The sequence below is a fragment of the Bradyrhizobium sp. SZCCHNS3016 genome (genome assembly GCF_032484535.1).
In the GTDB taxonomy this organism is placed as follows: domain Bacteria; phylum Pseudomonadota; class Alphaproteobacteria; order Rhizobiales; family Xanthobacteraceae; genus Bradyrhizobium.
Genome location: NZ_JAUETE010000002.1, coordinates 609,124 through 635,187, shown reverse-complemented (window position 1 = coordinate 635,187; position 26,064 = coordinate 609,124). Strand labels below are relative to the sequence as shown.

Sequence of the window (26,064 nt, the reverse complement as noted above, 5' to 3'; positions counted from 1 at the left end):
GGGCGCTCTGGGCGTCGATCCCCGGATTGCGTTAACGCGGGCTCACTGCCGCGCTCCTAAACCGCGGAGCGCGCCTTATCCAGAAGTGACGGCTGCTGGAAGATCTCGGCCTCGCCGCCGATCCGACGCTCTGGCCCGATATAAGCGGTGTTGGTGTTGCGGCGCCGGTCCGGACCGAAGTAGGTCTTGGTCTTGATGAACGGACGCGGATTGGCAACCACGTTGAGGATGCGCTGATACAGTCCCTTCGCCGAGATCGGCTTGGCGAGGAACTCCGTCACGCCGGCATCGCGTGCGACGGTGACGCGGCGCTTCTCCGAATGTCCCGTCAGCATGATGATCGGCGCGTAGGGGTTGCCCTTGGCTTCGGGCTGCCGGATCATCTGCGCAAGCTCGAGCCCGTCGAAGATCGGCATCGCCCAGTCGGTGATGACGATGTCCGGCGAGAAATGAGTATACATCTCGAGTGCGGTCGCGCCGTCCTCGGCCTCGTTGACCTCGCGGGCGCCGAACGAATGCAGCAGCGTGCGCAGGATGCGGCGCATGTGCGGATTGTCGTCGCAGACGAGAAAGCGCAGCTTGTTGAAGTCGATGCGGTACATTTGGCCGGCCTGAAAGGATCACCGGTGATGGCGGTATACCCGCATTAACCATACGGAGCCGCGGGTTAACAAAGCGTTGCCCAGGGCGGCGAAGGAGGAAAAAGGCGCGGAAAAGCGCCCGATGTCAGTAGCCGAACTGCTCGCTCAGGATCCGCTCTTCCAGGCTGTGGCCGGCGTCGAACAGCATCCGCATCGAGATCGTCTTGTCGGAGAGCACCTCGACTCGCTGGACATTGCGGACCTCGTCATGATCCGCCACCGCCGCGACTGGGCGCTTGTCGCCTTCGAGCACCTCGATGATCACATAGGCCGTGTTCGGAAGCAGGGCGCCGCGCCAGCGCCGCGGCCGGAAGGCGCTGATCGGCGTCAGCGCCAGCAGCGCGGCGTTGATCGGCAGGATCGGGCCCTGCACCGAGAGGTTATAGGCGGTGGAGCCTGCGGGCGTGGCAACGAGCACGCCGTCGGCGATCAGCTCCGGCATGCGCTCGCGCTCATCGATCAGGATGCGCAGCCGCGCCGTCTGCGCCGTCTGGCGAAACAGGTAGACCTCGTTGATGGCGTGGTGGATGTGAACGACGCCAGCGGCATCGGTCGCCCGCATCAGCAGCGGATGGATTACCGATTCCTGCGCCGCTTCGAGCCGCCCGTGCAGATCGATCGTGCTGAACTCGTTCATCAGGAAGCCGACCGTGCCGCGATGCATGCCGTAGATCGGCTTTCCCGAGCGCATGTGGTCGTGCAGCGTCTGCAGCATCAGGCCGTCGCCGCCGAGCGCGACCACGACGTCCGCCAGGTCCGGATCGGAGTTGCCGTACAGCGCGGAGAGCTGCGTCAGTGCGGCCTGGGCTTCGGCACTCGGACTCGCGACGAAGGCGATCCGCTCATATCGCTTGGACGTGGTCATGCGTCGCAGGGCTCGCTGGTCGGTTGGCCGGTGACAGGCGCCGTGTCGTCTAGCCGACCTTGCCCGTGCTTGTCCATCGCGGCCGGTATCCCGGGGCAATGGGGCCGGGATGAGGCTGATATGGCCCGGAAGTGCGCGCACGCGCGGCCGTCATCGCCGCGTCATTTTTCCTGCAGGCTGCGCACGGGGTCCCAGGCCAAGGAGCCGGTCCCAAAGGTTGCTTTCACGCGCTCCGCGAAGAAGTGGCTTGGAGCATCGCTCGGTGCGCCCCGCGCGAAGCAGTCGACCGCTTGCGGCAGTTCGCCGGCGCGCCAATGCGCGAGGCCTGCGGCGTAGCCGGTGAGGAGAGCCTGTTCCTCCGGCGTGAGCTCGGCTGCGCGGCCATGCAGCTCGTAGATCTTCAACGACTGCTCGCGCCCCTTGACCCGGATGGTGTCGAGCTCGCGCCAGGCAAACTCGCTTCCGGCGAGCGTCACCGTGCTCTCGGAGGCAATGATCGTGGTGCCGTAGAACTTGTTGGCGCCCTCGAGCCGCGAGGCCACGTTCACGGCGTCGCTCATGACGGAATAGTTGAAGCGGCGTTGGGAGCCGAAATTGCCGACCAGCGCGGCGCCGCTGTTGATGCCGATGCGCTGCGCCACCTTGATGCCCTGGAATGCCGTCGACATCAGGTTGAGCTCGGCGAGCTTCGCCTTGCAGTCGAGCGCCGCGCGCGCCGCGCTGCGCGCATGGTCGGGATCGTCGAGCGGAGCGCCGAACACGGCGACCACGGAGTCGCCGATGTATTTGTCGACATAGCCGTCGTGGCTTTCGATGACGTCGGTCATGGCCGAGAGATATTCATTGGTGAGCGCCATGAGCTGCTCCGGCGTCATCTGCTCGGCGAGGCGCGAGAAGCCCTCGATGTCGGAGAAGAATACGGTGACCTCGCGGGTCTCGCCGCCGAGCTGCGGCAGCCGGCGCGAGGCCAGCATGCGGTCGATCTCGTGCGGTGCGAGATAATAGGCAAAGCTCTTCTGCAGCAGCCTGCGGTCCTTGTCGGTGACCATGAAGCGATAGCCGGTGGTCGCAGCCAGCGCGAGCACGCCGGCCGCGAGCGGCTCCACCAAGGGCAGCGCGTAGGCATGGTCGAAGAAGGCGGTGGCGAGCGCGGTGTAGAGCAGCGCGAGCCCTGCCAGGATGGCCGCTGCAGAGGCGGGGCGCAGCAATCGCGCGAGCAGCGCAGCCAACAGGGCGATGGTTGCGGCAATGGCGAAGATCGCTGGGCGTCCGAGCTCGGTGGCTGCGTCCTGCCGCACCAGATTGTTCACCGCCGTGGCGTGGATGTAGACGCCGGCAATGGTGCTGCGGGCGAACGTCTCGGTGATCCTGCGCTCGTCCAGCACGCAGCGCGGCCGGCGCGCGCCCTCGGCGCGGGTCGCGAAGCGCTTCGAGGTGAGCCGCCGATCCTCGATCCCGACGGTGCCAAGCAGGACGACCTTGCCGGCGAACTCGCGGCGGAAATAGTCCTTGTCGCCCTTGAGCGCGCAGGCGCGCAAATCGGCGAACGAGTACGTCGGGATGTCCTGGGCGCCGCCGGCGAAATTCAGGGTCATGGTGCCCGGCACGCTGCCGGGCACCTTGTACTCACCGAGTGTGACGCCATCAGCGGCAATGACCGGCGCGGTGCCGGTTGCGCGCCCCGCCAATTCCAGCGCCATGCTCGGAACTGCCTTGCCATCGACCGACAGCGTCAGCGGATGGCGGCGGACGACATCATCGCTGTCGGTATAGGTGTTGAGCGGACGAAGGTTCTGTTGCTGGCGTATCGCGATGCGCTGGCCGGGCGCGGGCAGGATCGGCGAGTCGGCAAAAATCTCGCCCAGCACCACCTTGCCGCCGGCGGCCGCGGCGGCGAGCGCGCGCAGGAAGTCGCGATCGAAGCCACGCGTCTTCTCGCCAAGGGTGCTGTCGCCGAGCGGAATCTCCGACTGCTCGATCGATGTCTGGAACACGATGTCGAAGCCGACCACCTTGGCCCCGCCGTCGAGGACGGCCGTCAGCACGCGCCCGATCTCGCCGGTCCAGGTCAACAGCGGCGCGCCCTTGAAGGGGGGCGCTTGATAGCTCTCCTCGTCGACCGCGATCACCACGGCCGGGCTCGCTGCTGCATCGTGGCGATTGCCGAAGGTCTCGAAGTGCAGCCATGTCAGCGCGTCCAGCGACAGGCCGCGGCCGCGCTCGAAGGCCGGCGACACGAACAGGCCCGCGCACGCCAGCGCGATGGCGATGACGGCAAGCGCGTCGCGCGTCCGGCGTCCGATCGCCACCGACAAGAGCCTTCGGTCTCAGTTGAACCGGATCAATCGCCCGACCGCAGGGCCGGGGCCCGCCTTGGCCTGTGCGTCGACCTTGAACACGATGCGCAAGTTGCTGAAGCTCGCGACATAGGTGCCGCCGGGAGTGAGCGGGTGACTGGTGCCGGCGAAATCGTAGAATCGTCCCTTGTATTGCCGGCCCGAGAGCTCGACCTGCTGGCGCTCGCCGGGCTGGTCGAGGCGTTCGACGGTCAGCGTGCCGCGCCCTTTGGCCTCGAAGATGGGCGACGCGCTGTAGATGATCGCCTGCGCCACCGGCGCGCTGTCCGGTCCGACGCTGCGCACGATCGTGGCCGCGACCTCGCTGGTCTCGCGCGAGGTAGCCTGTGCATGGCTGGCGTCGCAATTGACGATGTCGCTCTTGAGCGTCGCGCCGTCGACCGTGCTTTCGCCGGGGCCGACGGTGACACTGCCGGCGCCGTTGACCGTCTCGCGCCGGCACGATTTGAGGTAGCTCATCACCACGGCGCCATCCGGGCCGAGCTTGATCACTTGGCCGGGCGCGACATAGTCCATCAGCTCGGCGCCGGCCACATCCCCCTGGACGTCCTCGACCAGCGCCGCCGGCGGACCGGCCCAGGCCGCCGGCGGTCCAATCATGGCCGGTCCGGCGAGCCCGATGAGGGCTGCGATGATGAGCGTCGGCAACTTCATGATGAACTCCGTGATCGCAATCGGCGGCGCGCCTCTTGGCCCAAACCTGGGTGTCCCAGTGGTGGGACGCCGGAGGCGATGGAGAGGTTCGAGCCCATAACACACCTGAGGGGAACAGGCACTGGTGCGGATGTGACCTGGATCACGGAAGAGTTGCTTGAGCTTGCTCCCAAGCCGCGGTTCATGCCCTTGCAGAGGTGGCGTGTTGCGCCAAGCGCCTAGGGGAGTGAGCTGATGGCAGGGATGAGATCATCCGTCGCGTGGCCGAGACTGATGGCTTTGGCCTTGACGGCACTGCTCGCCGGCCCGGCCCTGCACGCCGAGGATGCGCCACCGGCGGCGCACGACGCCGTAGCGCCGGGCTCGCATCGCACCGGCTCGTCCGGAAATCGCGCCGCGAGCCCGCCCGGCTCAGCATCGACCGCCGAGCAGCACAAGCTGCCGCCGGACTCCACCACGACACAGAGGCTCGAACTGCCCGGCCGCACGCTGTCGTTCACGGCGACTGCCGGTTCGATCCGCCTGTTTGACGACAAGAGCGAGCCGCAGGCCGACATCGCCTACACCTCCTATCAGCTCGATGGTGCCGATCGCGCCAGCCGCCCGGTAACCTTCTTCTTCAACGGCGGCCCAGGCGCCTCATCCGCCTATCTGCAACTCGGCAATGCCGGTCCGTGGCGGATCGGAATCGATGCGGCCAGCGTGACGCCCTCGTCGAAGCCGGAGCTGATGCCCAATGCCGACACCTGGCTCGACTTTACCGATCTCGTGTTCATCGATCCTGTCGGGACCGGCTACAGCCGTTTCGTCGCGACCGGCGACGAGGTGCGCAAACGGTTCTTCTCGGTCGACGGCGACGTGCGTTCGCTGTCGCTCGTGGTGCGTCGCTGGCTGGAGAAGCACGACCGGCTCGCCTCGCCCAAATTCATCACGGCCGAGAGCTATGGCGGCATTCGCGGTCCGAAGATCGTCAACAATCTTCAACATGACCAGGGGATCGGCGTCAGCGGCCTGATCCTGCTCTCACCACTGATGGACTTTCGCGATTATTCCGGCTCGAGCCTGATGCAATATGTCGCGAGCCTGCCAAGCTATGCCGCCGTCGCGAAGCAGATGAAGGGACCGGTCACCCGCGCCGATCTTGCCGATGTCGAGCGTTACGCCAGCGGCGACTTCCTGCTCGATCTCGTCAAGGGCGAGGCCGATACGGAAGCCACCAACCGGCTCGCCGACAGGGTCGCGAGCCTCACCGGCATCGACCAGGCGGTCAGCCGCAGGCTGGCCGGCCGGTTCGACGTCTCGGAGTTTCGCCGCGAGTTCGACCGCAAGAACGGCCGCATCGCCGGACGCTATGACGGCTCGGTGCTTGGCATCGATCCCTATCCGGATTCGAGTCGCTCGCGCAGCTCCGATCCATCCGGGGATGTGCTGACCGCGCCGCTGACCAGTGCCGCGGTCGAGCTGATGCGCAGGCTGAACTGGCACCCCGACGGCTCCTACGAGCTGCTGAGCGGGGCGGTGAACCGGTCATGGGATTTCGGAAAGGGCATCAGCCCGCCGGAGTCCACCGGCGAGCTCCGGCAGATCCTCGCGCTCGATCCGAAGCTCAAGCTCCTGGTCGGCCACGGCCTGTTCGATCTCGCAACGCCATATTACGGCTCCAAGATCCTGCTCGACCAATTGCCGGCCTTCGCGCGACCGCCGCGGGTCAAGCTCGTGGTCTATCCGGGCGGGCACATGTTCTATTCCCGCGACGATGCGCGGAAAGCGTTCCGCGGCGAGGCCGAGGCGTTGATGAAGGAGGGCAGGGAGGAGGCCCGATGAGTGCAGCAACACCCGGGCTATGAGTCCTTCTTGCGCCGGCCCTTCGGATACTTCCGCTCCATCTCGGCCTTCACCACGCTCTCGGGCCGTATCCGCGCGCCGGCGAGCCAGATCTCGCTCACGCCGGACTTGGTGCGCACGCGCGTGACCGCCTCGCCATGGCTGGCATAGCCGGCCGCCTGCACGATGTGCCCGATGTCGCGTCCGGTCACCTCGATGCGGGCGGCATCGAGGAACGGGTTGATGAACACCGGATTGGCGACCATGACCTGCTCGCCGAACGGGACGAGATCGACGGCGCCCCACAGCGTCCACCAGCGGCCGGTCCAATCGCGCGTCTTGCGCGACGGCGCGCCATGGGTGGCGAAGGCCTGCAGGATGAACTTGACGCCGTTGGCCCAGCCCGGCGCCCAGCCGTCGACGGCATTGGTCAGCACAGTGATCGTGATCTCGCGCGAGGGGATGACCGACGTCCGCGAGATGTAGCCCTGGAAGCCGCCGCCATGGCCGAACCAGTCGAAGCCGGCCGTCGTCCCGCTCATCAGGGCCAGGCCGTAATAGGCCTCTTCGATGTCCTGTGGGACGCGCCATTGCCTCCGGACCATCTCGCGGCGGCTCGCGACCGACAGCAGGCTCTTCTTTGCGTTCGGCGCGAGCTGGGCGAAGAAGCGGGCAGTGTCCGCGGCGGTCGCAACGATGCCGGCGGCCGCCATGATGGCGTGGGTCGGATTGTCGCCGGGAATCACGACCCGGCGGCCCACGGGCACGATGCGCGAATGCCCGCGCGCGAACGGGACACCCTTGCCGAGCAACGTCATGTCCGGCGCGCTCTCGCGCAAGGCCAGCGGCGTCATGATCTCGCGCTGCAGCCAGACCGGGTAGGGCTCGCCGGTGATCGCCTCGATGACCAGGCCGAGCAGGCCGTAGCCATGGTTGGAATATTTGAACCGGCTGTTGGGATCGATCGCCGGCGGCTGCTTCAGCTCGGCCAGCAGCTCGTCCTTGTCGAGATAGGATCGGCCGTCGGTGAACTGGCCGGAATCCTTGCCGTCGCGGATCAGGCCTGCCGTGTGCGACAGCAGCTGGTTCAATGTTGCTGCGGCGACATCCGGATGCAGATCCTTGACGTAGCCGCCGACCGGATCGTCCAGCTTCAACCGCTTCTGCTCGCGCAGGCGCATGATTCCGGCGGCGGTGAACGCCTTGGTGTGCGAGGCGATACGGAAGCGGTGCCGCGGCGTCAGCTTCTCGCCGCTGTCGAGATTGGCGTGGCCATAGGCCGCCTCCAGGACGATCTCACCGCGATGGGCAATCGCAAGGATGCAGCCGGGTTGCTCCGAAACGGCGACCTGAAAGGCCAGCCAATCCTTGATGTAATCGAGTGCTGCGCCCAGCCAGGACTCCACGAGGCAATCTCCCGTTCAAAAGACGTGATGAAAATGGACTGCACGACATCCCATCCATAGCGGACGAAGGGCAGCGGACAAAGAAAATGGCGCAACCCCTTCGGGTTGCGCCACTGTCGAGATCGGATCTGGTCCGATCGCGTCTTAGTAGACGAGGCCGGTGCCCGGCTGCTTCTCGAGCGCGTCGGCCAGCGAGCGATATTCTGCGCTGTTGGTGCCGGCGAGCTGCGCCACCTTGTCGAGGTGGTACTTGGCCTGCTCGCGGTTGCCCTGTTCGAGCTGCCACAGGCCGTAGTACTGCCAGGTGCGCACGTGGTTCGGATCATCCGCCAGGGCCTGCTCGTAGTACTGCTTGGAGGCCTGGTAGTTGCCGAGCTTGCGGTAGGAGTAGCCGATCAGATTGGCAACGTCGGCGACGTCCTCGCGGTTCAGCGCCTTGAGCTGCTGGATCGCGGTGGCGTAGTCGCCGCGATCGTAGATCGAGGTGTAGGCAGTGCGATAGGCCGCCAGGAACTTCGGATCTTCGATGCTCGAGCTCTTGTCCTTCTTCTTCTTGCCTGAATCCGACGCCGGCGGCGACGACGGGGTATCGCTGCCCGCGGCATAGGCCTTCGACAGAAGCAGCGGCCCGGAGGCCACGGCCATCGAGAACAGAGCCAGCGTGGCAATCCTGATCGCAGACTTTTTCATTCGTATCTCCCGAGTTGTCGATCCAACAGGTGACTGCGTACGGAGAAGAACTCCCGCAGCTGCGAAATATTCCCGGCCATTTGCGCGGATTTTGCGCCGCGATCGGTTCATTATACGGACGACATGATGACAGACCAGTCACCTCGATGACTATCCCTTCATGTCCATGAACTGAAAACACCGCTTTACTTCAGGGGCGGTTCAGTGCCGGTTCCCTATCGTCGCCTCCATGATCACGAGCCCATCCAGACTGGATGGTGCCTCCAGATCTTCACATCACGGAGACGACCATGCTGAAGTCAATGTCTGTTGCTCTGCTCGCCGCGTCGATCCTGGCTGCGCCCGCCTTCGCTGCTGGTCCTGCAAAAACCGATACGTCCGCGAAGTCCAGCCAGACCACTGGCACCGCGAAGACCGATGTGAGCAAGACCGATGCGGCCAAGACCGACGCCACCAAGCCGGGCGCGACGCAGGCCGGCGACAAGGCCAACGAGATGAAGCCCACCGTCGGCAAGACGAAGACCAAGCCGCATGCTTCGCTCGTCCGCCACAAGCATCGCCACGTGGCGCATCTCAGCCATCACAACAAGGTGAGCTTCAAGCGCGTGACGTCGGCGACCCGCCGCGGCTGATCCGGCCAAGGCCACGCAGAGCCGATCTGGTCGTTGACCGCCGGAGCGCGCCAGAGCGCTCCGGCGGCAGCGGCTTGACGAAGGCGTGAGCCGGGACGGATTTCCCGGCCTCTGGCTTTGAGCTAGAACGGCCGCGGGATTGGCTTTCAAGAGTTGGGCGCCTGGGGATGGGGAGAACGAGCTGGTGGCCGGCAATCGCGCTGGCGCTGCTGTTGGCGGGCTGCGCCAGCGGGGGTCCCGCCGCGTTCATGAGCGAGGACAATCGCGGCATCTCCTACACCGGCGATCGTGGCGTCGGCAGCCAGCCGTTTCCGGCCAACCACCGCAGCGAGATCCTGTCCTATCTCAGGACCTACCTGAACAATCCGGTCGGGGTGCGCGACGGCGTCATGGCGGAGCCGGTGCAACGGACGGTCGGTGGCCGGCTGCGCTATGTGAGTTGCCTCCGCTATGCGGCGCGCGAGTCCGACGGCAGCTACCGTCCGGCGCAGGAGCGCGCGGCGGTGTTCGTCGACGGCCGGTTCGATCGTCTGGTCGAGGATGCCGGCGAGCTCTGTGCCGGGTCGACCTACGCGCCATTCCCGGAGCTTGCCGGCCTCACGCGTTAGGCCGCGACGTCTTCGGCCGCCTGCCACGTCGTCGCAGCACCTTGCCAAGCGGCTTGCCCGATCACAAATCGGGGATGGCCCGAACGCTTTGCCGCCTCGCGGCGACCAAATATCGGGCGCGGCGTCAGCTTCACGAAATATTCGGGAAGCCTATGGAACAAAAGGCCTTTGTTGCCCTCTGGTGACACCGCAGCAGCAATCACAGCTGTGTCACCGCCGCCGGGCAACCCAAATGCGGCCATGATGTTCGATAGATGTCGCAGACGAATAACGGGGACGTCCCATGAAGCGGTTCTTATTCAGTGCAGTGGCTCTGACCACATTGGCTGCCCCGGCTTTCGCCGCCGACATGCCTCCGCGCACCTACACCAAGGCGCCCGTCTACACGCCGCCCCAGGCGATCTACAACTGGACCGGCTTCTATCTCGGTGGTCACCTTGGTGGCGCCTTCGCGGGCAATAACAGCCTGGAAGGCAGCAACGGCCGCTTCCTCGGCGGCGTGCAGGGCGGCTTCGACTACCAGTTTGCCCCGAACTGGGTGCTCGGCATCGAAGCCCAGTACAGCTGGATGGATCGCAATACGACCAATTTCGGCTTCCCGGGGGCTGCGGTCGTGACCTCGACCGGCGCCAACCAGCTCGGCTCGGTCACCGGCCGTCTCGGCTACACCTGGGGACCGGCCTTGCTCTATGCCAAGGGCGGCTACGCCTGGCGGGACGGCAACAATCTCGGGGTGAGCGTCGCCGGCGTGCCGACGGGCTTCACCACGTCCGGCAATACCAAGGACGGCTACACCGTCGGCGCCGGCCTCGAATACATGTTCGCACCGAACTGGTCGGCCAAGGCCGAATACCAATACTACAATTTCGGCAATACGACGTTCACGGCTGGACCGGCTCCAGTTGTGGGCAGCCGCTTCAACAGCGACGAGCACACGGTCAAGGTCGGCGTGAACTACCGCTTCGGCTGGGGCGGACCGGCCGCCAGCAAGTACTAAGCGAGGTCACCGAGCCCGCGGCCGGCGGCTTCCGGCGGGGACCGGATCACGCCTCACTTCCAACACGCCCGCGCCATCTGGTGCGGGTGTATTGCTGTCCGGCGGTTGGCCGTCGGTGGTTTCGGGATCGCTCACGCAGTGCAAAAAAATTTTCAAACCCTCGTGAAACTTTCGCCATCAGTTGATATTATCAGTCCGCTGGTTTGATGGATCATCCCACATGCGTATCTTGGTGTCCGTGCTGTTGTTGTCGGCGGCTGTTTTGCCGTGCTCCGCCCAGACCGTTCTGAAGTCCGAACCGTTGATGCTGGCCCCCTACGAGGTGGCGCTGGTGCAAACCGCGTCCTGCCCGTCGGGCAAGGTTCTGAAGGTGACCGGTGCGATCCGCGGTGTCAGCCGTAAGCGCGCCTGTGTCGCCCTTCCGGCCGAGACGGTATCGCTGGCGACGGCGACGCCCTGAGAACGGGCTTCATGGCGACCTTCCAGCGGCAGCTCCGGCTGCCCGCTGATCGCGGGTCTGTCTGTCGAAAAATCTTTGATGAAAGCAAGCCGTCCGCGGGAGCGGACGGGCATAACGGCGTGCATGTCTTCTGCCGCGTGTGACCCAAGGCGGGCTTCCGCCGCAGCCGGTCAGGATGCGAACGGGATGTTGAACTCCTGCTCGGCTTCGGCACGGTTCTGCCAGGGATCTTCCTCGGGCTCGGCGGCGCAGGGTCTGATCTCGTAATCATTGTCGAGCTGCAGATGCGCGGTCGATCGCGCATTGATCATCACGTCCACCACAAGCCCGCTCTGCCGCGCCAGCCGCCAGACATCCCCTTCGGTCGGATAGGCTTTGCTCAACTTGGCGTCGTTGCAAAATAGCGCGTAGGGCATTCCAAGCAGCTCCAGAGAAGCGAAGGATGAACCGAGAATGAACGGCACGTGTAGCGAGACACTGGCGCGCCCGGGGCAGGAAAGGGGCCTTTTCGGCGCGGCCGAGTCGTAAACGAGTCCTAAATTTTTGAAAAAAGAATCCGTGGGACTCCGGGGCTAGAATCGCCAGATGGTTAAGCCCATGGGAACCGATCTCCACATCTTTTGCGGGCGGATCCAGCTGACGCTCGCCTTTGGGCTGCTGCTCGCCTTCGTCGCCAATGTGGCGCTGCTGTGCGCCTGGCTGTGAGCGGGCGCGTCGATTGCGGGATCCGTTCTTTTGTGCACTCTCGGCCGTTGTGCACCTCTGGCGCGGCCGGCTTTAGTCCTCAGGGAGGGCGCTCCGTTCGGCCGATGCTTTCAGGCGCGCGAGTGTCGCGCTGAAATATTCCTGGCGCTCCCGGTTGAAGCGCTCTTGGTGGGCCCGGAAGCGAGCAACCCGAGCACGAATCTCTGCCTGCATGTCGCGCTGCAGATCGAGCTGCGAGGCGATGCTCGTGAAACGCTCCGGGGGGGCTGGGCTCAGGGCTGAGGACGAAGCCTCGGACGCGATGGAGTGGGGCGCACTCGGCCTTGCAGCCTCCGCGACCGCGCCGGGGATCTCGCCTTGCGCGTTGCCGCCGCGCCATGCCCCGATTTCGGCTCGGGCGGCGAGCACACGCTCCAAGGTGACATGCGTCGGTCGCTCGACCGCAGCCTGCTGCGGCGTAACGGGGGTGCCGGCTGGAACGGCAGGCAGCTCGAACTGGGCGAAGTCGGCCGGCTTTCCGGTGACCGACTGCACGAAGGCCATGGTCTGCGCGATCAGTGCATCACGCTCTTCCTTCCACGTCATGACGCTTGTCCCCCGATGCCTCAATTGCAACAAAAGCGGCTGACGAAATCAAGTTGAAGACCAGTGACTTCTGGGGATAAGCAGGAGTTCTAGATGAGATGTGACAACAATGTTGCCACAGTCTGAACTCGTTTCGTCCCTCACCCGCGGAAGGTGATAGCAGAAATTCAATCCCGCGCAGATGGTTCCTGAGGCGCGGCGGTTTTTTCCGGAGCTCTTCTTGACAGAGGAGGGTGGCTCGCCCCTATGACGGAGCCGCCTCAGTGTCGGGGCATCTTCCTGCTCGCAACCTTCGTGCGCCGCCCGGGCACTTCGCAGTCTTCGATGGACAACCCTTCACGCTCCGAGCGGTCGCGCAAGGCCGCGCTCACCGCCGCCCTTACCATCATCGCCCGCGATGGTCCGGGGCGGCTGACGCTCGACGCGATCGCCCGCGAGAGCGGGCTGAGCAAGGGCGGGCTGATGCACCAGTTCCCCAACAAGGAAGCGGTGCTCAAGGCTCTGCTGGAACAGCAATTCCTGCATTTCGACGAATTCGCCAGCAGGTACAGGGCTGAAGCCGGCAAAGCGGCTGATCAGCCCGAGCTCGCGACGCAGATCGCGATCTCGCGGGAGCTGATCGCCCAGCAATATTCGGTGGCGCAGGCCATGCTCGGCGCGCTCGCCCAGGAGCCGGGATTGCTGGCTGATGCCCGTGCCAAGGATGCCGAGAGAGTAGCTGAGATCCGCGGCGAGGCCGAGGACGCCGATCTCGCGGTCCTAAGATGGGCGGCGGCCCGTGGGCTTGCGTTGATGACGATGCTGCGCGTCTCGCCGCTGGAGCAGCCGGACCTGGACCGCCTGTTTGCCCGCCTGCTCGACGACCGCCAATGGATGGGGTTCGAGCACCGCGTCCCGTCCGACCGCTGATCTGCCTCGAAAGCCGCTTCTTCGGCAGGCGCGGGCCGCATCCCACCGAGACATTAACGCAATCTTCATCGAGCTTCTTTACAAACCGTCTAGTCGGTTTTAATGGTTGAGCGCTGGTTGTGCTTCGCAACAAGCCGCGCAGGTGAGGAGAAAGGGAATGACGGTTCGACTCCGGGTGTCCGGCTTTGCGGCGATTGCCGCGGCGGGTCTTTGCGCCGGCTGCAATACGGCGACGCCGGTGGCCTATTCCGAGGTGGCCTCGGCGCGTTATCTGGCGCCGAATTCCGCCGACCCGTCGGGGCGGGTGCCCTACCGCTACGCAGCTGCCGCGGACTGGCGCAGCTATGACAAGGTGATGCTCGATCCGGTCGTGATCTATCGCGGCAGGGATCACCAGTTCGGCGACATGTCCGAGCAGGACAAGGCGAGGCTCGCCGCCTACATGCGGTCGCGCTTCCTGGAAAGTCTGTCGGCGCGCTTCCGGGTCGTGAGCCAGCGAGGGCCGGCCACGTTGCGCGTGCGGCTCACCCTGACCGGCGCCGTCGCCAACACGCCGGTGCTCGGCACCGCCTCGCGCTTTGATCTCGCCGGCGCCGTCTACAACGGTGTGCAGAGCGCCCGCGACGGCGAGGGGCTGCTGACCGGCTCGGTGTTCTACTCGGCCGAGATCTTCGATGCCGCGAGCGGGCGGCTGCTGAACGCTTTCGTCAGCAAGCAATATCCCTCTCCCTATGACATCAAGGCCAGCGTCGGCGCGCTCGCGGCCGCAGAAGCCGGGATCGACAAGGGGGCCGATGCCCTGGTCGCGCAGCTCCAGTGAGCGGGCGGTGCAGACGCGCGGGCCGGCGCCCCAGAAGGCGGCCCGCCGCGCAGCCGTCTTTCTCGCGCCTTCGCATCGAGGGCACCGGCAAATGTCCGGCAGCCATTGGCGACGTCAATCTCGCCGCACGAGCGCGTGGCTCGAGGCCGTGGAGACAACGGGGTCCCTGGACATGACATTGAGATTCGTTCTGCGCGTCGGCCTGCGCATCGTCGTCAGCCTGCTGCTGTCGATGGCGGAGGGCCGCGGTCACGCCGCCCCCGTCAGCGATCCGCTCGGCACATGGTTGACCGAGGACGGCCGCGCCCGCGTCCGCGTCGAGCGTTGTGGCGCCATGGCCGATCGCGTCTGCGGCTACATCGTCTGGATGAAGGAGACGGCGGATGCCAAGGAGCAGCCGTTCCGCGACCGGCTGAATCCAGATCCGGCCAGGCGCGGCCGTCTGCTGCTCGGCCACCAGATGCTGCTCGGCCTGAAGCTGAACGCCGACGGCCGCCACAGCGGCGAGGTCTACAACGCCGAGGACGGCAAGACCTATGCCGTCTCGATCTGGCGCGAGGGCACGAAGATGCTGGCGGTCAAGGGCTGTCTGCTCGGGCTGTTCTGCGCGACGCAAGGCTGGGTGCTGGTGACGGATCAGGTGCCCGGCCAACTCATCGGAGCGACCGGCGAGGGCGGCGGGCCGTTGCCGGATCCAGAGTGGACTGCGCCCAAGCCGCCGTCGGCGACCGGTATCGCCAAGCCAGCGGTCAGGACGAGGGCGAATTGACGCCTAAGGCCGGTGATAGCGATTGCCGCAGCAAATCCCAACTTCACGGAAGCTGGTGCCGGCTGAGGGGATTGAACCCCCGACCTTCGGTTTACAAAACCGCTGCTCTACCGCTGAGCTAAGCCGGCGAATGCACATTGGTGGCGAAGATCTCGTCCTCAGATTGCGACGAGGTCTCGCGAAGCGCGGTGTTCCTACCAGAGTTGATGCAGTCCGGCTACTCCCCGCGTGAGGGCCGCCTCTCCCATCAACCCAGCAAAAAGGGCGGCCGTTGGGCCGCCCCTGTCGGAGCCGATCATCGAAGCCGCTCCGGCGCGATCTTTACTGGCAGATGTGCATCAGCCCGTCGCTGCCCTTGAACATGGTGCCGGGGCGGCAGACCAGGCCGTTGCGGGTCGCGTAGCTGTTCCAGTCGCCATAGTAGCCGTTCGGGCCGCGATCATAGCTCGGTTGGCCGTAAGAGGGGCCGGGACTGTAGGCATAGGCATCCGCGGTCCGGAACGGCGCCGTGGCGATGGCGCCGGCGGTTCCGATGGCTGCGCCTGCGATGCCAGCAGCGGTGCCGACCGCTCCAGCGGCGACGTCAGCCGGCCAGAAGCCGCTGTTGCGGCGATCCCAGCCGTTGTTGTTCCATCCGGTACTCCACCCGGCATCGGTGCGCTGCTGCATCATCGCCCCGTCCTGGCGGGCCATGTGCCGATGCTGCATCATTCCTTCCTGCTGGTGGTTCATATGCCGGTGGTGCATGTCGCGCGCCATGGCCGGGCCGGCGAGCGCCGTTGCGAGTACAGCAGCCCCAAGAATAGCAAATCGTGTCATGGAATACTCCGTCGTTGCGCCCCACCTGCTAAGCGCAAGCCGGCCCTGTCGTTCCCGCCGCGCCGGGAATGTTTTGGAACGACATGAGGCCATTGCTTTGCGAGGCCGGAGCAGCGGTTGCGGTCCGGCTTGCTCCGACCCGAAGGCTGTTAGTCCCGCGGACAGGGCAGGCGGGGTTGATGCTGGCAGTATTGTCGCTCTCGGCTGATGATCAGCCATTAACCCTCGCGCTCGAACCCCACCGGGGCTTTAACCCGGAATGGTGGCTCGCGCGTTAGTCTTACCAGCAGATTGATGTGCGCGTTTAACCCATCGGGGCGCGCGTTGCGGTATTGGTAGGATGGCAACCGGGGCGTGAATTCATGCGTATTACAACGGCTCTTGTGATTCTGATTGGAGCATCTTCCGCCGCGCTCGCCAGCGAAGGCTTCGAGATCGTCATTCCGCAGCGGCCCGGCGTGCCCGTCGTCATCAACGGCATCGATGCGTCCTACGCCGTCGTCGAAGGCCAGTACGGTCTTGGCAGGGGCAATTACATGCAGCCGACGATCTATGGCGGCCGGCCGGTCGAGCCCGAGCCCCATGTCGGCCATTACTATCCGACTCTCGGAGCGAGGCCTGGCTATGGCCGCATGGAGATCGAGCCGCCGGCCGATCGCAAGCTGCCGAAGCCGGCCGAGAGCTATTCGCGCTCATGGGGTGCCCAGTCGCAGATGCAGCCGCCGGAGCCGGCGGTGCCGATGTATCCGCCTGCCGTCATCCTGGCTCCGCCTGATGGCGGCCCGCGCGGCTATTCCGATTCACCGCCGGCCTACCGCCGCTAGCGAGCAGCTCGCCATCAACAGTCAAATCAAGCAAAAACAGATCAACAGGAGAGAGTTATGCGTGGAATAATTTCAGGAGTAGTCGCCATTGCCGGTCTGGCCGTCGCTGGCAGCGCGCCGGCCGCCGCCTGCGGCGCCTCCGCCTGCGCGCCGTGCGGCTACGCCACGCCGTGCGCGCCGCAGGTCGCGTATCAGCCGACGGTCACTTATCAGCCGACCGTGACCTACCAGCCCACGGTGACGTATCAGCCGCAATACTTCTATCAGCCCGGCTACACCTATGGTCACGGCTGCGGCGCCTGCGGCGCGAGCTATGAGCGGCTGCCCGAGCCGACGCGGCAGTACTACTATGTCAACCAGGGCCCGACCTACAGCGGTCCCGGCGCCTTCGCGCCGTATCCGGCCTATGAGGAGCAGGCGCTCCCGGTCTATCGCTATCACCACCGCCGGCATGCTTATGAGGCGACCCGCGTCGCCCCCGAAGTGGTATATGCCCAGCCCCGCCACGCCTATCGCTGGGGCGCCTCGCCTTATTATCACGGCCAGCGCGTGCTGCGCCGCTACTACTGACCAGCCGCACCTTCGTTCACGCCAGCGCCCGCGCGCCGCATGCGCGCGGGCGCTTCGTCATTTCGGCATCAATCCGATGCGGGTCGCGCCGACATAGAGTGCGAGCACGGCGGCATTGGAGACGTTGAGGCTCTTGATGGCGCCGGGCATGTCGAGCCGTGCCACGACGCTGCAGGTCTCGCGCGTCAACTGCCGCAGGCCCTTGCCCTCGGCGCCGAGCACCAGCGCGAGCGGCTCGCGCAAGGCGACCGCCGCGATGTCCTCCTCGCCCGCGCTGTCCAGCCCCACTGTCTGAAAGCCGCGTTCGTTCAGCCGCGTCAGCGCGCGGGCGAGGTTCTGGACCGTGACGATCGGCACCAGCTCCAGCGCGCCGGAGGCGGACTTGGCCAGCACGCCGGTGGCCTCGGGGCTGTGCCGCGCGGTGGTGACGACGGCCTTCACGCCGAACGCCGCCGCCGAGCGCAGGATGGCGCCGACATTGTGCGGATCGGTGATCTGGTCGAGCACCAGGATCAGCCCCTCGGCCGCGAGCGTGTCGATGTCCGGCGAGGGCAGGGGATCGGCCTCCGCCAACAGGCCCTGGTGCACGGCGTCCGGACCGAGTCGCTGGTCGATCTGGCTGGGACGCACGATCTCGGGCGTCACCCTTGTCTCGATCCGCTCGTCGGCGAGCCGACGGGCAGCGTTCTCGGTCAGGTAAAGCTTGCGAATCCTCCGCTTCGGATTGGCCAGCGCCAGGGTCACGGTGTGCCAGCCATAGAGAATGACGGGGCCATCCGAGTCCTGACCGCGCTCCCGCCACGGCTGGGGGCGCTCGAATCCGCGCGGTTTGCCGGAGAATTTACCGCCCGGACGGCGAAAAGGTGGCTTTCGGTCGCGTTCGCTCATGGCCCGAGCTTCTGTCACGGCCTGCGGATTCTGGCAATTTGGCACCGCTGAGACGGGAAAATTCGTCGTCCCTTGGTTGACTTCGAGGGGCGGGTTCGATCATAACGACCCCGGCCGCGCGCGCCCACTCATCCGGGCCCCGCGGTCTTACCGTCTCCATGGCGCTGATGGTCCCGACGCTGCTGTTCCGCGGCCGGCCCGAATTGCCGTCGATACGGGGGAGTGTCCCGAGTGGCAAAGGGAGCTGACTGTAAATCAGCCGCCTCATGGCTTCGCAGGTTCGAGTCCTGCCTCCCCCACCAATTTACTGCCTTTCAGCTCCATGAGATTTTTCAAGGATCGGGGACCCCCTGGGCATTCCCTGCAGACGGAGCGCCGAAATCAATGAGTCGCATTTGGGTCGTGGCGAGATCCGGAAATCCAACGACCGATCGTGACCTCCATTGTATCCTTGGTTGTTCCTCGATCTCTCCGCGGCAATCGCTCACGGCTGCCATGACGACGCGCCAGAACCCAGGCCCCGGACAAGCCGGCTTGGCAACGGTGGGCTACTGATCGCTTGTTGCCGGTCCACCCTCTCGGGTGAGGTTCCGGCTGCCACAGCCGAGTTAATGCCGCGAAAGCGATCGATATATTGAAGCAACCACGGAAAACGCGACATTCTCTGTCGCGAGATTTTCTTTATGAAAGAAAAATAGTTGGCTTTAAATCAACCGCGTCGGCTTCGCGTCATCGCCATCGCATTGATTTTGCTTCAGAATCCTGAATCCTTCGCCTCGAAGAATGTGGCGGAGCGTAGCTATTCTGCCACAACCGGGCGGTTTTTCGTCGCAACTGTGGCGAGTCGCGTTGCGAGCTGATCTCGCGTTTGTTATCGGTTCCATATGTTCAAGAGCATATATACACCGATTTTGATATGTGTTGTGGGAATGAGCTTTAGCCCGGCATTGGGCGCTGAGCCATTCACCATCCAGGACGCCATCAACCAGGCGGTGAAGACCAATCCCGGTGTCGGGGAGGCCGCCGCCAACCGGCGGGCCACCGAGGCCGAGCTTCGCCAGTCTCAGGGGACGCTGCTGCCGCAGGTCCGGCTCGATGCGAGCGCCGGGCCCGAGATGCTCAAGCAGTATGTTTCACCGGCGCCGGCCAACAATGGCCGCTACCTGCGCGGCCGCGAGGCCGGCGTGGTGGTCCGTCAGCTGCTGTTCGATGGCTTTTCCTCGATCAATGAAGTGTGGCGCCAGGCCGCGCGGGTCGATGCCGCCGCGTACCGCGTGCTGGAGCGAACCGAGCTGATCGGTCTCGATGCCGCCGAGGCCTATGTCGACGTGGTGCGCTACTCCAGGCTGGTCGCTCTGGCCGAGAAGAACCTCAAGGTTCATCTCGAGCTGCGTAGGAACGTGCTGGCCCGTTTCCAGGGCGGCCGGGCCGGCGAGGGCGACACCCAGCAGGCCGAGGAGCGGGTCGCTGCAGCGCAGGCCGTGCTCGAAGAATTCCGTCTCAGCCTGGAAGTGGCGCGGGCGAAGTACCGCAAGGTCGTCGGCGTCGAGCCCTATAACCTGCGTTTCCCCGGCCGGCTGTCCGACATGCCGAGAGACAAGGCGGAATCGCTCGACGTCGCCTACAAGTTCAATCCGACCCTGCGCGCCGCCGCGGCGGATGTGACGGCTGCCAAGCGGGGCTTCGATGCCACGACCGGCACCTTCCTGCCGACGCTTTCGCTCGAAGGCCGCGCGACGACCGGCAAGGAATCGATCACCTACAACAATCGCTACGACGAGGTCAGCGGCAAGGTCGTTGCGTCCTGGGATATCTTCAACGGCGGTCAGAACAGCTGGCGCCGTGAGGAAGCCGCGCAGCGGATGATCCAGGAGCAGCAGAAGCACGCTCGGCTGCAGCGCGATGCGCTGGAGTCGATCGACAAGGCCTGGGCGGCCCGGATCATCACCGCCGATCGCGTCGCCGCCCTCGTGCGCGATGTCGAAGCAGCCCGTCGCACCTTCGTCGCCTACAACAAGGAATACGAACTCGGCCAGCGCACACTGATCGATCTCCTGAACTCGCAGAACCAGTACTTCAATGCCAACGTGTCGCTGGTGTCGGCGCGCGGTGTGGTTGTGTTCGCTGACTATCAGCTGCTCGCCGCGATGGGCCAGATGCTCAACTACCTGAAGACCGGGCATCCTCCGGAGACCGAGCCGGTGGACACGCCGAGCGGCTTCATCGGCTATAGCCTGGCGCCTGTTCGGCTGAGCGCGCCTGCGCCCGGACCGCAGCCGCTGAGCTCCGCCGGTCCGGTGCCGATGTTCGGCCTGCATGATGGTACGCCGAAGCATCCTGCGCCGATTACCTTTGGCGATCGGTGGGCCTCGAGCGATCCTGAGGATACGACGCTGTTCGTCGCGTCCGGAAAGTACGGCGGATTCGCTCAGAGCCCCAACGGGCGCGCGCCGAAATAGGTGAGACTAACAAAGCCGGTGCATGTCGCGCCGGCTTTTCACCATACGCATTTACTTTGCGCTGAGATTGTCGAGAAGCACCTGTAAAAATCTTGAAAAAGCCAGGTGCGAGCCAAAGAATTGGGCTAAGGCAAATTATTAGCAAGAAGCAATGGGTGCAGGTCCGCGCTGCTCGGTGGGCCAGATGGGTTTTCGAGGCGTCGTTGAATATTCGTCCGACAAGGTTCGAGCTCGAAGAGACGGCCCACGTGATGCCGCAGATGAGCGCAGCCGCAGCAGCAACTGATCCTCTCAGCGACAGTCTGCTTTACCTCGCAGCTCATCATGGCCGCGCCTTGAGCCGCAGCGCGCTGCTATCCGGACTGCCGCTCGACAGCGGCGTGCTCAGCATCGCGCTCTACGAGCGCGCCGCGCAGCGGGCCGGGCTCGAGGCGCAACTGGTCGAACGGCCGCTGAGCGAGATCCCCGCGCTGGTGCTGCCTTGCGTGCTGATGTTTCACGACGGCACCACGCGCATCCTGCTGACGATCGACGAGGCCGCCGGCCGCCTCACCATCGTCGATCCCTCGCGTCGTGAACAGCCGGCGATCGAGCGCTTCGAGGCGGTCGCGGCGCGATATGTCGGCTTCGCCTATCTGGTGCGGCCCGCCACAGTCGCCGATCCGCGCGTGGCGGCAGCCGGCGAGGTGCCGAAGACGCACTGGTTCTGGTCGGTGGTCAGCCGCTTCGGCGCCAATTACGGCCATGTCGCGATCGCCGCGTTCATCGTCAACATCCTGGCGCTGGCCGCGCCGTTGTTCACGATGAGCGTCTACGACCGCGTGATCCCGAACGGCGCGATCCCCTCATTGGTCGCACTCGGCATCGGCCTTCTCCTCGCCATCGGATTCGACTTCCTGCTCAAGGTGGTGCGCAGCCGCATCATCGACATGACAGGCAAGAAGATCGACGTGGTGCTCGCCGCCAACATCTTCGAGCACGTGATGTCGCTGAAGATGGACAAGCGGCCGCCATCGGTCGGCATTCTCGCCAACCAGCTGCGCGACTTTGATTCGGTTCGCGAGTTCTTCACCTCCGGCACCGTGGTGTCGGCGACCGACATGCTGTTCGCGGTCGTGTTCATCATCGTGCTGTTCATCATCGCCGGTCCCATCGCATGGATTCCGCTGCTGATGCTGCCGGTGATGATCGCCGTCGGGCTGCTGATCCAGCGGCCGCTCGAACGCGCGATGCGGCAGATGCAGGCGCAGTCCGCCGCGCGTCACGGCATTCTGGTGGAATCGCTGAACGGAATGGAGACGGTCCGCGCGGTGGCCGGCGAGAGCCGGGTGCAGACGGTGTGGGAGCGCTCGGTGGCGGCGCAGGCGCGCTCCAGCGAGGACGTCCAGTTCTGGGCGTCGATGGCCATGACCGCGGCGAGCGTCGCCAGCCAGTTCTGCAGCCTGCTGCTGGTCGTGGTCGGCGTGTTCCTGATCCTCGACGGCAAGCTCTCGGTCGGCGCGCTGGTGGCGGCCAACATGCTGTCGGGTCGCGTGCTCGGTCCGATCGCAGGCATCGCCGGCCTGATGACGCGCTTCACCCAGACGACGTCGGCGCTGCGCTCGATCGACCGGCTGATGTCCCTGGACCGTGAGCGTCCGCCGGAAAAGATCTACGTCGCGCGTGAGATCAACCAGGGCCGCATCCAGTTCAAGAACGTCAGCTTCTCCTATCCGGGAAGCCAGACCAAGGCGCTCGACAACGTCTCCTTCGACATCAGGCCGGGCGAGAAGATCGGCATCATCGGTCGGGTCGGCTCGGGCAAGACCACCGTCGGCCGCCTCGCCACTGCGTTCTATCCGCCGACCGAAGGCAGCATCCTGATCGACGGGATCGACATCCAGCAGTACGACCCGGCCGATCTGCGCGCCGGCATCGGCTTCGTGCTGCAGGACACCGACCTGTTCTACGGCAAGCTGCGCGACAACATCACGCTCGGCCGTCCGGCGGCGACCGATGAGGAGGTGCTCGAGGCAGCGCGGCTCGCCGGCGTCGAAACCTTCATCGCCGGCCACCCGCAGGGCTATGAGATGATGATCGCCGAAGGCGGCCGCAGCCTGTCGGGCGGGCAGAAGCAGGCGATCGGGCTGGCGCGCGTCCTGATCCGCAAGCCGCGCGTGCTGTTCCTCGACGAGCCGACTGCGCATTTCGACGTCCGCAGCGAGGGCGAATTCCTCGAGCGCCTGAAGGTCCTGGCCAAGGGCGACAAGGCGGGCGAGATGTCCATCATCGTCTCGACCCACCGGCCTTCGTTGTTGTCGCTGGTCGACCGCATCCTGGTGTTCGACTCCGGCAAGATCGTCGCCGACGGTCCGACCGCGCAGATCCTCACCATGCTGCGTCCGCAGCAGCCCGCGGCGGCGCCGGCCGCGAGCCACGCGGTGAAGCCGGTCCAGGGGACGCGGTGACATGGCGCTCAGCGATTTCGCGTTCTCCAACGACATCAGGGCTGCCGTCGAACTGCGCACGCCGAAGACGGCGCGGATGCTGCTGCTGGCCTCGCTCGGCCTGTTCTTCACCTTCCTGATCTGGGCGCATTTCGCCGTGCTCGACGAGGTCAAGCGCGGCAATGGCAAGGTCGTGCCGTCGCGCCAGACCCAGGTGGTTCAATCGCTGGAAGGCGGCATCATCGCTGATCTCCTGGTGCAGGAAGGCGCGATCGTCGAAAAGGATCAGCCGCTGGCGCGGATCGAGGACACCAATTTTGCGTCGCAGTTCGGCGAGATCCGCGAGCGCCGCGGCGCGATGGCGGCGCGGGTGATCCGGCTGGCGGCGGAAACCGAGGGCCGCAGCCCGGTCGAGTTTCCCGAGGAGCTCGTCGCGGACGCCCCGCGCGCGGTGCAGAGCGAACGCGCCGTGTTCGACGCCCATGCGCGCAAGCTCGCGCAGGACATCGACGTCGTGCAGCAGCAGGAGCAGCAGAAGAGCAAGGAGATCGACGAGCTCAGGGCAACCGAGAAGCGCTTCTCGGAGACGTTGGCGCTGCTCAATCGCGAATTGGGGCTGACCCGCAAGCTGTTTGACCAGAAGGTGGTGCCGGAGATCGAGATGCTCCGCGCCGACCGCCAGGCCACCGACATGCGGGGGCAGCTCGCGGTGGTACAGGCGAGCATCGTGAAGACCGAGGCCGCAGTGCAGGAGGCGCGCGCGCGCCGGCTCAACATCGTCACGGCGTTTCGCGCCCAGGCCGAGGACGATCTCGCCAAGTCGCGCGGCGATCTCGCCGTGCTCGAAGAGAACATCAAGTCGGCCCAGGACCGGGTGCGGCGGACCGAGCTGCGCTCGCCCGTGCGCGGCATCGTCAACAGGCTCAACGTCACCACCATCGGCGCCGTGGTCGCGCCAGGCGCCAGCCTGATGGAGATCACGCCGCTCGATGACACGCTGCTGGTCGAAGGCCGCATCCGTCCGCAGGACATCGCCTTCATCCGTCCCAACCACGAGGCGGTGGTCAAGCTCAGCGCCTATGATTCCTCGGTGTACGGCTCCTTGTACGGGCGCGTCGAGCGCATCAGCGCCGATACCATCACCGACGAGAAGGGCGACAAGAACGAGCGTGGCGAGACCTTCTATCGGGTGATGGTGCGCACCGAGAAGAACCATCTCGGGACCGCCCAGCAGCCGCTTCCGATCATCCCGGGCATGGTCGCGACCGTCGAGATCCTGACGGGCAAGAAATCGGTGCTGGACTATCTGGTCAAGCCTGCCCGCATGCTGCGCGACGAGGCGCTGCGCGAGCGCTGAGCGCAGGCGCGGGCAGCTCGTGTGAGTGCAGCGATACCCGGTTCTCCGCGAAAAATATGTGAGATCCCAGAAGTCGCTGCGCTGATCCGCGGCTGAGCGAGCCGGCCTGCGTTACCAAATTCTGAATCGTTCAAATGCGACGCGATTTGGTCGGCCGCGATTAGTCGCGTTCGCAGCTTGGCCGCGAACATCACCGCGGTTTAACCGGCCCGAAGCCGCGCCGGCCCTATCCCTGATCCGACAACAACCGGGACAGGGATCGACGCGATGACGTCGGCCGATGCCCCGGAGCATACGGGGCGTCACTGATGTTGCGGATCGATCGGCCGCGGGCTCTCCCGCGCGCGCTGGAGCTTGCGCTTGTGTTGTCGGTCGTGGCCGGTTGTGCCGGCGCTGCGTTTGCCGAGACTTCAAATCGTAGATCTCCGCAGGGCACTGCGGATAGCGCGCTGCCGGTGCCGCCGCCCGTCCGTTTCTTCACCATCAATGCCGTGCTCGCCAAGCACGACGGCCTGCGTCGTGCGGCCTCCGGGCCTGTGGAAGTGGCATCGACCGACCCGGCCGGCCGCGCCGGATCAGTCAGCGACGCCTCGCAGGGGCCGGCGGTCGCTAATCCCAGCGACGAGCCGTTCGGCCTGATGACGTTCCGCGCACCCGAAGGCGTGCTGTGGGTGAAATGGCGCGGCATCCAGGCTGCGATGGCGAGCGAGTGGATGTCGACCGAGCGCTGCAACGGCGATGACGCGCGCTGCTCGGCGTCGGAGCGCTTCTTCGTCGCGCTGATGCGGTCGGCGGCTGCCGCCAGCGAAGGTCGTGCACGCGCGGAAATCATCAATCGCGGCGTCAACCAGGCGGTGCGCTACGTCAGCGACGATCAGCAACACGGCCTGCCGGACGTCTGGAGTTCGCCACTGCAGACCTTGCGCAGCGGCCTCGGTGACTGCGAGGACTACGCGATCGCGAAATACGCGTTGTTGCTGGCGGCGGGAACGCCGGAATCCGATCTCAAGCTGCTGCTGGTCCGGGACCTCGCCGTGCGGCAGGATCACGCCGTCGTCGCAGTCCGGCTCGAGGGCAAGTGGTTCGTGCTCGACAATCGGCGGGCCGCTCTGATGGAAGGACGAGATCTGCAGTCCTTCATGCCGCTGTTTGCAATCGATCACCGCGGCGTCAGCCTGTTCGCGGCGCCCTATGCCGAGCGGCCGCACCACGAAAGCGAGAGCGACGTGACGCCGGCGGCGGAGGCCGACATCGGCGGCGGCCGGGATCCGGGGCGGCCGTTGCTGCTCTGAATGTCGCAGCCGAACGACTTGTAGCCGGCGCCGTTTGCGGTCTTAATGCACGCTGGGAAGCTGGCGAGCAGGGGGCCGCGGTGAATATCAAGCAAGTCATGGTTTGCGGGGCAGTGGTCCTGTCGGCGATCGGTGGGATGATCGGCAGCGCGCGGGCCGACGCCGTGGTGCTGCCGGGCGCGGCGTTTGCGATCGCCTGCGAGAATGGCGGCAGTTACGTGCTGCGCTCTCGTCCCGTGCTCGCGCCGGGCGAGATCGTCACCGCGCAACTCTACCTCCATCCTCGCCACGCGATTCCGGTCCGTCTCGTTCCGATGGGCGACGGCTATCGCTACGCGGGCCGCGGCGTGTGGCTCGATGGCATCGGTGACCAGGCGCTGTTGTATTTTCGCAAATATGAACCGGTCGCCTGCGTGGTCAGCCGCATCTGAGGCATTCTGCCGCTGCACAACCTCTTTCAAGAATAGTTCCCACCTTTCGCAAATAATTCGCGAGAGGCGGAGTTCC

At 65.5% G+C, this 26,064-nt stretch carries 26 protein-coding genes and 2 tRNA genes; 17 read left to right on the top strand and 11 right to left on the bottom strand.

The features are described from left to right. Positions 1-56: 56 nt before the first annotated feature. The 4 genes from QW881_RS07085 to QW881_RS07070 form a co-directional block, all read right to left on the bottom strand. Positions 57-602, bottom strand: a complete 546-nt coding sequence (locus QW881_RS07085; RefSeq protein ID WP_172107934.1) for a response regulator — start codon at positions 600-602, stop codon at positions 57-59. Positions 603-726: 124 nt separating this feature from the next. Beyond that, positions 727-1,506, bottom strand: coding sequence for an NAD kinase (locus tag QW881_RS07080; protein WP_315714654.1), 780 nt, complete (start codon positions 1,504-1,506; stop codon positions 727-729). Positions 1,507-1,667: 161 nt separating this feature from the next. Then, entirely contained in the window at positions 1,668-3,815 is a 2,148-nt protein-coding gene (locus QW881_RS07075; RefSeq protein ID WP_315754075.1) for an adenylate/guanylate cyclase domain-containing protein, read from the bottom strand. 18 nt (positions 3,816-3,833) lie between these two features. Continuing rightward, positions 3,834-4,517, bottom strand: coding sequence for a hypothetical protein (locus tag QW881_RS07070; RefSeq protein WP_315754077.1), 684 nt, complete (start codon positions 4,515-4,517; stop codon positions 3,834-3,836). 234 nt (positions 4,518-4,751) lie between these two features. Here QW881_RS07070 and QW881_RS07065 point away from each other — a divergent pair, with 234 nt between their 5' ends. Further along, positions 4,752-6,341 carry a S10 family serine carboxypeptidase-like protein gene (locus QW881_RS07065; RefSeq protein WP_315754079.1) on the top strand — a complete coding sequence of 530 codons (1,590 nt, stop codon included), beginning with the start codon at positions 4,752-4,754 and terminating at the stop codon, positions 6,339-6,341. Positions 6,342-6,358: 17 nt separating this feature from the next. Here QW881_RS07065 and QW881_RS07060 read toward each other — a convergent pair whose 3' ends face one another. Continuing rightward, positions 6,359-7,747, bottom strand: a complete 1,389-nt coding sequence (locus QW881_RS07060) for a serine hydrolase domain-containing protein (protein WP_315754081.1) — start codon at positions 7,745-7,747, stop codon at positions 6,359-6,361. A gap of 144 nt (positions 7,748-7,891) precedes the next feature. Further along, the gene (locus QW881_RS07055; protein ID WP_315737528.1) at positions 7,892-8,437 is read right to left on the bottom strand and encodes a tetratricopeptide repeat protein; all 546 of its coding nucleotides are present in this window, start codon (positions 8,435-8,437) and stop codon (positions 7,892-7,894) included. Positions 8,438-8,727: 290 nt separating this feature from the next. On the opposite strand from QW881_RS07055, the gene QW881_RS07050 reads away from it, so the two are divergent. The 4 genes from QW881_RS07050 to QW881_RS07035 all read left to right on the top strand — a co-directional run bounded on the left by QW881_RS07050 (position 8,728) and on the right by QW881_RS07035 (position 11,134). Next, positions 8,728-9,069 (top strand): hypothetical protein, encoded by a 342-nt coding sequence (locus QW881_RS07050; RefSeq protein WP_315754083.1) that lies wholly within the window; start codon positions 8,728-8,730, stop codon positions 9,067-9,069. Between the two features lie 161 nt (positions 9,070-9,230). Next, positions 9,231-9,677: a hypothetical protein gene (locus tag QW881_RS07045; protein ID WP_315754540.1), complete on the top strand. Its 447-nt coding sequence runs from the start codon at positions 9,231-9,233 to the stop codon at positions 9,675-9,677. A gap of 283 nt (positions 9,678-9,960) precedes the next feature. Next, on the top strand, positions 9,961-10,674 hold the full coding sequence (locus QW881_RS07040; protein WP_315754085.1) for a porin family protein: 714 nt from the start codon (positions 9,961-9,963) through the stop codon (positions 10,672-10,674). A 220-nt stretch (positions 10,675-10,894) separates the two neighbouring features. Continuing rightward, positions 10,895-11,134, top strand: a complete 240-nt coding sequence (locus QW881_RS07035) for a DUF6719 family protein (RefSeq protein WP_315737532.1) — start codon at positions 10,895-10,897, stop codon at positions 11,132-11,134. 170 nt (positions 11,135-11,304) lie between these two features. Here the strand turns inward: QW881_RS07035 and QW881_RS07030 are convergent, their stop codons facing one another. Then, positions 11,305-11,550, bottom strand: a complete 246-nt coding sequence (locus tag QW881_RS07030; protein ID WP_315714645.1) for a hypothetical protein — start codon at positions 11,548-11,550, stop codon at positions 11,305-11,307. A gap of 181 nt (positions 11,551-11,731) precedes the next feature. Here QW881_RS07030 and QW881_RS07025 point away from each other — a divergent pair, with 181 nt between their 5' ends. Beyond that, on the top strand, positions 11,732-11,839 hold the full coding sequence (locus QW881_RS07025; protein ID WP_041750859.1) for a hypothetical protein: 108 nt from the start codon (positions 11,732-11,734) through the stop codon (positions 11,837-11,839). A 72-nt stretch (positions 11,840-11,911) separates the two neighbouring features. Here the strand turns inward: QW881_RS07025 and QW881_RS07020 are convergent, their stop codons facing one another. Then, positions 11,912-12,424, bottom strand: a complete 513-nt coding sequence (locus tag QW881_RS07020; RefSeq protein ID WP_315754087.1) for a hypothetical protein — start codon at positions 12,422-12,424, stop codon at positions 11,912-11,914. A gap of 324 nt (positions 12,425-12,748) precedes the next feature. Between QW881_RS07020 and QW881_RS07015 the strand changes: the two genes are divergently transcribed. The 3 genes from QW881_RS07015 (at position 12,749) to QW881_RS07005 (ending at position 14,922) form a co-directional block, all read left to right on the top strand. Beyond that, positions 12,749-13,333 (top strand): TetR/AcrR family transcriptional regulator, encoded by a 585-nt coding sequence (locus QW881_RS07015; RefSeq protein ID WP_315754089.1) that lies wholly within the window; start codon positions 12,749-12,751, stop codon positions 13,331-13,333. A 157-nt stretch (positions 13,334-13,490) separates the two neighbouring features. After that, a complete protein-coding gene (locus tag QW881_RS07010; RefSeq protein WP_315754091.1) occupies positions 13,491-14,153 on the top strand; it encodes a DUF3313 domain-containing protein in 663 nt (220 codons plus the stop codon). Between the two features lie 172 nt (positions 14,154-14,325). Beyond that, positions 14,326-14,922: a DUF2147 domain-containing protein gene (locus QW881_RS07005; RefSeq protein WP_315754093.1), complete on the top strand. Its 597-nt coding sequence runs from the start codon at positions 14,326-14,328 to the stop codon at positions 14,920-14,922. Between the two features lie 53 nt (positions 14,923-14,975). Here QW881_RS07005 and QW881_RS07000 read toward each other — a convergent pair. Then, positions 14,976-15,050 (bottom strand) — tRNA-Thr (locus QW881_RS07000). Between the two features lie 193 nt (positions 15,051-15,243). After that, positions 15,244-15,741 carry a hypothetical protein gene (locus QW881_RS06995; protein ID WP_315737537.1) on the bottom strand — a complete coding sequence of 166 codons (498 nt, stop codon included), beginning with the start codon at positions 15,739-15,741 and terminating at the stop codon, positions 15,244-15,246. A gap of 362 nt (positions 15,742-16,103) precedes the next feature. Between QW881_RS06995 and QW881_RS06990 the strand changes: the two genes are divergently transcribed. Continuing rightward, on the top strand, positions 16,104-16,565 hold the full coding sequence (locus tag QW881_RS06990; protein WP_315754095.1) for a hypothetical protein: 462 nt from the start codon (positions 16,104-16,106) through the stop codon (positions 16,563-16,565). Between the two features lie 57 nt (positions 16,566-16,622). Then, positions 16,623-17,135, top strand: coding sequence for a hypothetical protein (locus QW881_RS06985; protein WP_315754097.1), 513 nt, complete (start codon positions 16,623-16,625; stop codon positions 17,133-17,135). Positions 17,136-17,192: 57 nt separating this feature from the next. Here QW881_RS06985 and rlmB read toward each other — a convergent pair whose 3' ends face one another. Next, entirely contained in the window at positions 17,193-18,023 is an 831-nt protein-coding gene (gene rlmB, locus QW881_RS06980; protein WP_315754099.1) for a 23S rRNA (guanosine(2251)-2'-O)-methyltransferase RlmB, read from the bottom strand. Between the two features lie 216 nt (positions 18,024-18,239). Between rlmB and QW881_RS06975 the strand changes: the two genes are divergently transcribed. The 6 genes from QW881_RS06975 (at position 18,240) to QW881_RS06950 (ending at position 25,988) form a co-directional block, all read left to right on the top strand. Beyond that, positions 18,240-18,325: transfer RNA gene (locus QW881_RS06975), tRNA-Tyr, on the top strand. Positions 18,326-18,952: 627 nt separating this feature from the next. Next, positions 18,953-20,482, top strand: coding sequence for a TolC family outer membrane protein (locus tag QW881_RS06970; RefSeq protein ID WP_315754101.1), 1,530 nt, complete (start codon positions 18,953-18,955; stop codon positions 20,480-20,482). Between the two features lie 251 nt (positions 20,483-20,733). Beyond that, positions 20,734-22,929, top strand: coding sequence for a type I secretion system permease/ATPase (locus QW881_RS06965; RefSeq protein ID WP_315754542.1), 2,196 nt, complete (start codon positions 20,734-20,736; stop codon positions 22,927-22,929). A gap of 1 nt (position 22,930) precedes the next feature. After that, on the top strand, positions 22,931-24,265 hold the full coding sequence (locus QW881_RS06960; protein WP_315754103.1) for an HlyD family type I secretion periplasmic adaptor subunit: 1,335 nt from the start codon (positions 22,931-22,933) through the stop codon (positions 24,263-24,265). A gap of 455 nt (positions 24,266-24,720) precedes the next feature. Next, positions 24,721-25,557 (top strand): transglutaminase-like cysteine peptidase, encoded by an 837-nt coding sequence (locus tag QW881_RS06955; protein WP_316158568.1) that lies wholly within the window; start codon positions 24,721-24,723, stop codon positions 25,555-25,557. A gap of 80 nt (positions 25,558-25,637) precedes the next feature. After that, complete coding sequence (locus QW881_RS06950) at positions 25,638-25,988, top strand: hypothetical protein (RefSeq protein WP_315754107.1); 351 nt, start codon at positions 25,638-25,640, stop codon at positions 25,986-25,988. Positions 25,989-26,064: the final 76 nt, after the last annotated feature.

Excerpts from the sequence above, each read along its gene's own strand:
- QW881_RS07035 (WP_315737532.1), top strand. The coding sequence starts at position 10,895 with ATGCGTATCTTGGTGTCCGTGCTGTTGTTGTCGGCGGCTGTTTTGCCG.
- QW881_RS07025 (WP_041750859.1), top strand. The coding sequence starts at position 11,732 with ATGGGAACCGATCTCCACATCTTTTGCGGGCGGATCCAGCTGACGCTC.
- QW881_RS07080 (WP_315714654.1), bottom strand. The coding sequence starts at position 1,506 with ATGACCACGTCCAAGCGATATGAGCGGATCGCCTTCGTCGCGAGTCCG.
- QW881_RS07055 (WP_315737528.1), bottom strand. The coding sequence starts at position 8,437 with ATGAAAAAGTCTGCGATCAGGATTGCCACGCTGGCTCTGTTCTCGATG.
- QW881_RS06970 (WP_315754101.1), top strand. The coding sequence starts at position 18,953 with ATGAGCTTTAGCCCGGCATTGGGCGCTGAGCCATTCACCATCCAGGAC.
- QW881_RS06985 (WP_315754097.1), top strand. The coding sequence starts at position 16,623 with ATGCGTGGAATAATTTCAGGAGTAGTCGCCATTGCCGGTCTGGCCGTC.
- QW881_RS07005 (WP_315754093.1), top strand. The coding sequence starts at position 14,326 with ATGACATTGAGATTCGTTCTGCGCGTCGGCCTGCGCATCGTCGTCAGC.
- QW881_RS07040 (WP_315754085.1), top strand. The coding sequence starts at position 9,961 with ATGAAGCGGTTCTTATTCAGTGCAGTGGCTCTGACCACATTGGCTGCC.
- QW881_RS07015 (WP_315754089.1), top strand. The coding sequence starts at position 12,749 with ATGGACAACCCTTCACGCTCCGAGCGGTCGCGCAAGGCCGCGCTCACC.
- QW881_RS06965 (WP_315754542.1), top strand. The coding sequence starts at position 20,734 with ATGCCGCAGATGAGCGCAGCCGCAGCAGCAACTGATCCTCTCAGCGAC.
- QW881_RS07065 (WP_315754079.1), top strand. The coding sequence starts at position 4,752 with ATGGCAGGGATGAGATCATCCGTCGCGTGGCCGAGACTGATGGCTTTG.
- QW881_RS06960 (WP_315754103.1), top strand. The coding sequence starts at position 22,931 with ATGGCGCTCAGCGATTTCGCGTTCTCCAACGACATCAGGGCTGCCGTC.
- QW881_RS07030 (WP_315714645.1), bottom strand. The coding sequence starts at position 11,550 with ATGCCCTACGCGCTATTTTGCAACGACGCCAAGTTGAGCAAAGCCTAT.
- QW881_RS06990 (WP_315754095.1), top strand. The coding sequence starts at position 16,104 with ATGCGTATTACAACGGCTCTTGTGATTCTGATTGGAGCATCTTCCGCC.
- rlmB (WP_315754099.1), bottom strand. The coding sequence starts at position 18,023 with ATGAGCGAACGCGACCGAAAGCCACCTTTTCGCCGTCCGGGCGGTAAA.
- QW881_RS07010 (WP_315754091.1), top strand. The coding sequence starts at position 13,491 with ATGACGGTTCGACTCCGGGTGTCCGGCTTTGCGGCGATTGCCGCGGCG.
- QW881_RS07085 (WP_172107934.1), bottom strand. The coding sequence starts at position 602 with ATGTACCGCATCGACTTCAACAAGCTGCGCTTTCTCGTCTGCGACGAC.
- QW881_RS07070 (WP_315754077.1), bottom strand. The coding sequence starts at position 4,517 with ATGAAGTTGCCGACGCTCATCATCGCAGCCCTCATCGGGCTCGCCGGA.
- QW881_RS07020 (WP_315754087.1), bottom strand. The coding sequence starts at position 12,424 with ATGACGTGGAAGGAAGAGCGTGATGCACTGATCGCGCAGACCATGGCC.
- QW881_RS07050 (WP_315754083.1), top strand. The coding sequence starts at position 8,728 with ATGCTGAAGTCAATGTCTGTTGCTCTGCTCGCCGCGTCGATCCTGGCT.
- QW881_RS06995 (WP_315737537.1), bottom strand. The coding sequence starts at position 15,741 with ATGACACGATTTGCTATTCTTGGGGCTGCTGTACTCGCAACGGCGCTC.